Annotated in this window: 6 protein-coding genes and 1 tRNA gene; 5 read left to right on the top strand and 2 right to left on the bottom strand. The window is 54.2% G+C overall.

Annotated features, from left to right (window positions below):
* Window positions 1–103 precede the first annotated feature (103 nt).
* Together ABLU88_RS17475 and dkgB are read left to right on the top strand one after the other, a co-directional pair.
* A tRNA-Asp gene (locus ABLU88_RS17475) sits at window positions 104–180 on the top strand.
* A gap of 163 nt (window positions 181–343) precedes the next feature.
* On the top strand, window positions 344–1,147 hold the full coding sequence (dkgB, locus tag ABLU88_RS17470) for a 2,5-didehydrogluconate reductase DkgB (protein ID WP_014837458.1): 804 nt from the start codon (window positions 344–346) through the stop codon (window positions 1,145–1,147).
* Window positions 1,148–1,177: 30 nt separating this feature from the next.
* Here dkgB and yafC read toward each other — a convergent pair whose 3' ends face one another.
* Window positions 1,178–2,080 (bottom strand): DNA-binding transcriptional regulator YafC, encoded by a 903-nt coding sequence (yafC, locus tag ABLU88_RS17465; RefSeq protein ID WP_004847906.1) that lies wholly within the window; start codon window positions 2,078–2,080, stop codon window positions 1,178–1,180.
* 104 nt (window positions 2,081–2,184) lie between these two features.
* Here yafC and ABLU88_RS17460 point away from each other — a divergent pair, with 104 nt between their 5' ends.
* From ABLU88_RS17460 to ABLU88_RS17450, 3 genes are all read left to right on the top strand, one after another.
* Window positions 2,185–3,375, top strand: a complete 1,191-nt coding sequence (locus tag ABLU88_RS17460) for an MFS transporter (protein WP_348837341.1) — start codon at window positions 2,185–2,187, stop codon at window positions 3,373–3,375.
* A 105-nt stretch (window positions 3,376–3,480) separates the two neighbouring features.
* The gene (locus ABLU88_RS17455; protein WP_025108464.1) at window positions 3,481–4,278 is read left to right on the top strand and encodes an endonuclease/exonuclease/phosphatase family protein; all 798 of its coding nucleotides are present in this window, start codon (window positions 3,481–3,483) and stop codon (window positions 4,276–4,278) included.
* Between the two features lie 84 nt (window positions 4,279–4,362).
* Window positions 4,363–5,133: a methyltransferase domain-containing protein gene (locus ABLU88_RS17450; protein ID WP_348837338.1), complete on the top strand. Its 771-nt coding sequence runs from the start codon at window positions 4,363–4,365 to the stop codon at window positions 5,131–5,133.
* Between the two features lie 57 nt (window positions 5,134–5,190).
* On the opposite strand, the gene mltD is transcribed toward ABLU88_RS17450, so the two are convergent.
* On the bottom strand, window positions 5,191–6,558 hold the full coding sequence (gene mltD / locus ABLU88_RS17445; protein WP_004129156.1) for a murein transglycosylase D: 1,368 nt from the start codon (window positions 6,556–6,558) through the stop codon (window positions 5,191–5,193).

Raw genomic sequence — 6,558 nt, 5'->3', positions numbered from 1 at the left:
CGATGGTAGTGTGGGGTCTCCCCATGTGAGAGTAGGGAACTGCCAGGCATCAAATTAAGTAGTAAGCCGGTGCATAAATCCGGTGGTTACAGAAGTATTCGGTGGAGCGGTAGTTCAGTCGGTTAGAATACCTGCCTGTCACGCAGGGGGTCGCGGGTTCGAGTCCCGTCCGTTCCGCCACTTATTAAAAGCCCTGAGCATTTGCTCAGGGCTTTTTCTTTGCCTGTCGCTTTATTATTGCTTTTTTAGCAAAAATCCTCTGCGTTTAGCGCTCTTTTTCTCAATCCTCTCCTTGGTCATAATTACCCTCGTTAACCGATATGAATGAATAAAGAGGAAAATCATGACAATCCCTGCATTTGGTCTTGGGACCTTCCGTCTGAAAGATGACGTGGTTATTGCATCTGTAAAAACGGCGCTTGAGCTGGGCTATCGCACCATTGATACCGCGCAAATCTATGATAATGAAGCTGCTGTGGGTCAGGCTATTGCTGAAAGCGGCGTTGCGCGCGATGAACTGTTCATCACCACCAAGATCTGGATTGAAAATCTCAGCAAAGACAAGCTGATCGCCAGCCTGAAAGAGAGCCTGCTGAAGCTGCGGACTGACTATGTCGACCTGACGTTAATCCACTGGCCGTCGCCAAACGATGCCGTTGCCGTTGAAGAGTTTATGGCCGCGCTGCTGGAAGCGAAAAAGCAGGGGCTGACCCGTCAGATTGGTATTTCTAACTTCACCATTCCGCTGATGGAGCGGGCAATTGCCGCCGTTGGCGCAGAGAATATCGCGACCAACCAGGTTGAACTCTCTCCGTACCTGCAGAACCGCAAAGTGGTTGATTGGGCGCGTGAACACGGTATTCATATCACCTCTTACATGACGCTGGCCTACGGTAAGGCGCTGAAAGATGAAGTGATTGCACGTATTGCGACGAAACATAATGCCACGCCGGCACAGGTTATCTTGGCCTGGGCAATGGGCGAAGGTTATGCGGTAATTCCGTCTTCGACGCGGCGCGAAAACCTGGCAAGCAACCTTAAAGCTCAGGATCTGCAGCTTGATGAAGACGATCGCCAGGCGATCGCCGCCCTGGACTGCAACGATCGTCTGGTTAGCCCGGACGGTCTGGCGCCTGAATGGGACTAATCTAATCCCCCTCTGTACTCTACAACCCTCTTACAGCTCCTTCGGGAGCTGTTTTACATGTTCGCTAAGAAAGTCGATAAAGGCTCTGATCCGCGTGCTTACGGCTCTGTCGCTGTAGTAAACCGCGCTAAACGGCATTTCAACCGGCAGCCGTTTATCAGCCAGCAGCTCGACAAACGCCCCTTCAGCAATTTCCTTATCCACCATATAGTCCGACAGACAGGCGATTCCGTTACCGGCCAGGCACAGCTGCTTGAGCGTTTCGCCGCTATTGGAAGATATCTCGCTTTCGATTTCCAGCAGCTGGCCATCGCAGCAGGAGACTGGCCAGGTATTCAATGAAACAGGTTCGCTAAAACCGAGGCATTGATGATTTTTTAGCTCAGCGACGCTTTGCGGCGTTCCATGGCGAGCAAGATAGTCCGGTGAAGCGATTATTTTGCGGTAGCTATTAAACAATGGCCTGGCGCGCAGGCTGGAATCGGTCAGCGTGCCGGCGCGGATCGCGACGTCAACTTTCCGCTCAATCAGATTGATAAAGGTTTCGGACGAGACCAGCGTAAGGCTCATCTCTGGATAACGCTCGCGGAAGGGTTTTATCAACGGCATCAGAAAATGCAGTATCACCGGCGTCGCGGCATCAACCCGTAATAGTCCTCTTGGCGTCGTACGACTCTCCAGAAGTTCATTTTCGGCAGCGGCCATCTCCTGAAGCACAACCTGCATGCGACGGAAATAACGCTCTCCTTCTTCGGTCAGGCTTAGCTGACGGGTCGTACGGTTAAGCAGGCTCACGCCGAGCTTTGATTCCAGCTTTTTCACCGCCCGGCTGACGGCGGAATTGGCCTGACCTAGCTGTTCCGCTGCGCGGCTAAAGCTGCCGCTCTCGACCACGGCGACAAAAATGGCGATTTCTTCTGAGGTAGCTCTCATTATTGCACCTGTGGCAAAATTCTATTGATACTTTGGCTATTTTTGTTATTAAAGCATCTCTTCATACTACGTGTCATCTTAATCATGTTGATACGGAGTACATTATGCCGCTGGCGCTACTTGCCTTAACTATCGGTGCCTTTGCTATTGGCACGACCGAATTTGTCATTGTGGGCCTGGTGCCCACCATTGCAGAACAACTCGCTATTTCGCTACCCTCAGCGGGGCTGTTGGTTTCTATCTACGCGCTCGGCGTGGCGATTGGCGCCCCTGTGCTCACCGCGCTGACCGGGCGTATGCCGCGTAAGCAACTGCTGCTGGCGTTAATGGCGCTGTTTACCGCCGGTAACCTGCTGGCCTGGCAGGCACCGGGTTATGAAACTCTGGTTCTGGCACGCCTGCTGACGGGACTGGCGCACGGGGTATTCTTTTCGATCGGATCGACAATTGCGACCAGCCTGGTCCCGAAAGAGAAAGCGGCTTCGGCGATTGCGATTATGTTTGGCGGTCTGACCGTTGCGCTGGTGACCGGCGTACCATTGGGCACCTTTATCGGCCAACACTTTGGCTGGCGCGAGACGTTCCTTGCCGTGTCGATCCTTGGCGTAATCGCGTTAATGAGCAGCCTTATCCTGGTGCCGAATAACATTCCCGGTCGTGTCAGCGCCGGTTTGCGCGCTCAGCTCCAGGTTCTGACTCATCCTCGTTTACTGATAATCTATGCCATTACGGCTTTGGGATACGGCGGCGTATTCACCGCTTTTACCTTCCTGGCGCCGATGATGCAGGATCTTGCCGGATTTAGCCCGGCGGCCGTTAGCTGGATCCTCCTGGGCTACGGTGTTTCTGTAGCGGTGGGCAACGTATGGGGCGGAAAGCTGGCGGATAAGCATGGCGCCGTGCCCGCGCTGAAGCTGATTTTTGCCGCCCTGGTTGCTTTACTGCTGATCTTTCGGTTTACGGCCAGCATTCAGTATGCGGCGCTGGCGACGGTACTGGTGATGGGCATCTTCGCATTCGGTAACGTTCCGGGTCTGCAGGTATACGTTGTGCAGAAAGCGGAGCAGTATACTCCAGGCGCGGTTGACGTTGCCTCAGGTCTGAATATTGCCGCCTTTAACATCGGGATTGCCTTAGGATCGGTGATTGGCGGGCAGACGGTAGAACATTATGGTCTGGATCAGACGCCCTGGATTGGCGCGCTGATAGTTCTGGTCGCGCTGTTGCTGGTGGTTCTTAGCGGCCGGCTCGATAAGCCTCAGCGCTGTGCTACGGTTCTTTCCGTAGAAGGATAAAGGTTTCTGGCAAATTGCATTGAAAGTGTATACAAAAATCCCTATAACAGAAGGACCAGCTGCAGTCTCGGGCTGGTTTCCTGTTATCGAGGTTTGATGCCTAAATTGCGAAAGAATACCTATGCCATGCGCTACGTCGCCGGACAACCCGCGGAGAGAATCTTACCTCCGGGGTCGTTTGCTGGCATGACTCCGGCTTTTCCGGCCGGGGTACCGTTAAGTTCGGATGAGAAAATCCGCGTGCTGGTGTGGAACATCTTTAAACAGCAGCGCGCAGAGTGGAAATCCGTGCTTAATAATTTCGGTAAAGATGCGCACCTGGTGTTATTACAGGAAGCGCAAACCACGCCTGAGTTAGTGAAATTCGCCACCTCCAATTATCTGGCCGCTGACCAGGTTCCGGCACTGGTGCTTCCGCAGCATCCTTCCGGCGTGATGACGTTAGCTTCCGCCCACCCCATTTACTGCTGCCCACTGCGCGAGCGCGAGCCTATCCTGCGGCTGGCAAAGTCAGCGTTGGTCACCGTTTACCCGTTACCGGATACCCGGCTGCTGATGGTGGTAAATATTCACGCGGTCAACTTTAGTCTTGGCGTGGATGTCTACAGCAAGCAGCTGCTGCCGATTGGCGACCAGATTGCCCATCACAGCGGGCCGGTGATAATGGCGGGTGACTTTAACGCCTGGAGTCGTCCGCGAATGAACGCTTTGTATCGCTTTGCGCGTGAAATGTCGCTGCGCGAAGTCCGCTTCTCTGACGATCAGCGCCGCCGTACTTTTGGCCGCCCGCTTGATTTTGTGTTCTACCGGGGGTTAAGCGTGCACGATGCTTCCGTGCTGGTGACCCGCGCGTCCGACCACAACCCGCTACTAGTTGAATTCAGTCCCGGCAAGCCTGATTAATTAAGGTATTTCAGGCCTGCCATGGGGCAGGCCTGCGTATGCATGGTGCTGCCTTTATTACTCAAAAAACCGAAGGACAATGCAATGACAACACGCTCTCATCATGACAACGTCGAAAAACAGTTTGGCTCACAGGCCAGCGCCTACCTGAGCAGTGCCGTACACGCTTCAGGGCGCGATCTGCAGCGCCTGGCCGAACGGCTGGCGGACTTCCCTCAGGCCCACGTGCTCGATATGGGATGCGGTGCCGGACACGCCAGCTTTGCGGCGGCAGGGCAGGTTGCCCAGGTAACGGCATATGATTTATCCAGCCAGATGCTGGAGGTGGTGGCTCAGGCCGCAAGGGATAAAGGTTTTGCTAATATTGCTACGCAGCAGGGCTATGCCGAATCTTTGCCTTTCGCTGATGCCAGCTTTGATGTCGCGTTCAGCCGTTATTCTGCGCATCACTGGCATGATGTCGGCCAGGCATTGCGTGAAGTGAAGCGGGTGCTGAAACCGGGCGGAGTGATGATTATTATGGATGTGATGTCGCCCGGGCATCCTGTTCGCGACGTCTGGCTGCAGACGGTTGAGGCGCTGCGCGATACCTCCCATGTTCGCAACTACTCCAGCGGCGAATGGCTGACAATGGCGAGTGAGGCCGGTTTGGTGATAAATCATCTGCTGACCGATCGCCTGCCTCTGGAGTTCAGCTCCTGGGTCGCGCGGATGCGGACGCCAGCGGCGCTGACGGAAGCGATTCGTTTATACCAGGAGAGCGCATCGGCGGAGGTCAAAGCCTATTTTGCATTGCAGCAGGATGGTTCTTTCACCAGCGATACGATTATGTTTGAGGCCCATAAGGCCATTTGACGCAGAGATAAAACAAAAGGCACCGCATGGGTGCCTTTTTTAATGCCTGCTGAATCATCAGGATTCTGGTCTGTCGCTGTTTTTCACAAACAGCGTCAGCTGATCGCCAGGTTTCAGGTTGCCGGTATCGCTGTTCCAGCGCATCACATCGCGAATGTTCACGCCGTGGCGTTTCGCAATGCTCGACAAAGAGTCGCCCTTACGCACGCGATAGGTAATGCTATCGCTATTGTTTGCCAGACGTTCAGCGCTGCTGCCTGCGCCAATCACCAGATTCTGACCGACCTTCAGGTTAGAACCGCGAATACCGTTCCACTGCTGCAGATCTTTCGTTGATACGCCGAGACGCGATGCAATGCCGGAGATGGTGTCACCGGAGCGCACCTGGTAGCTGCGGCTGGTCAACGGCTTGTTGTCAGCCAGCAGCGTCGGCTGCACGGCGGCAATATCACCGGAGGCCAAAGACTCACGCAGCTGCGCCGCATGCTTCTGCGGTACCAGTACGTAATTCGGCCCGTTCGCGCCCAGAGTCGACCCCTTAACGCCTGCATTGAACGTTTTCAGCTTGCTGACGGGCATTCCTGCCATATCCGCTAGCTGTGAAATCTCAACCGGACTGTCGAGACGTACACGCGCCAGGGCACGGCTTTCGTCTGCTGTCGGCAGCCTTACGCCATACCGCTTGCTGTTCTTGAGAATATCGCTCAGGGCCAGCATTTTTGGTACGTATATTTTGGTTTCCTGTGGTAATGACAGCGACCAGAAATCGGTGGGTTTACCCCGTGATTTGTTCGCTTTGATAGCCTTCATTACCCGACCTTCGCCGCTGTTATAGGCAGCGACGGTTAACAACCAGTCGCCGTCGAACATTTTGTTCAGACGTTGCATCATGTTTAACGCTGCCGTGGTTGAGGCAACGATGTCACGACGCGCATCGTAACTGCGGGTCTGTTTCAAACCATAATTGCGCCCGGTGCTCGGAATGATCTGCCAAATGCCTGCGGCATTGGCGCCAGACGTTGCGTGCGGGTCAAAAGCGCTCTCCACTATGGGTAGTAATACCAGTTCCATTGGCATGTTACGTTTCTTAACTTGCCCGGCTATCCAGTACATATACGGCTCTGCCCGTAAAGTTACATCGTGGAGATAGCTCTTATTTCTTAAGTACTTCTGTTTTTGTTCGCGAATCCGGACGTTTTCCGGAATTCCCATCTTTAGCTCGTCGCCTATTGAAGTCCACAGATCCTGGTCTTGCGCGTAGAAGGTTCCATCATCTAACCAGCGCGCTCGACTTGTGAACTTGCTTGCTTCCCCTTGACTCGCTGCAGAAAGGCTCTGTGCGTGCTGTTGTACGGTGCCATCGTTCTTAGACGCCTGGCACCCCACCAGCAGGACAGAGGCGAGTAAAATCGCTCGTGCCTTCAT

The organism is Klebsiella sp. GW_Kp182, assembly GCF_040062275.1.
GTDB classification, from domain to species: domain Bacteria; phylum Pseudomonadota; class Gammaproteobacteria; order Enterobacterales; family Enterobacteriaceae; genus Klebsiella; species Klebsiella michiganensis.
Note: the sequence above shows the minus strand (reverse complement) of the source record. Positions and strands in the feature narration are given on the sequence as shown.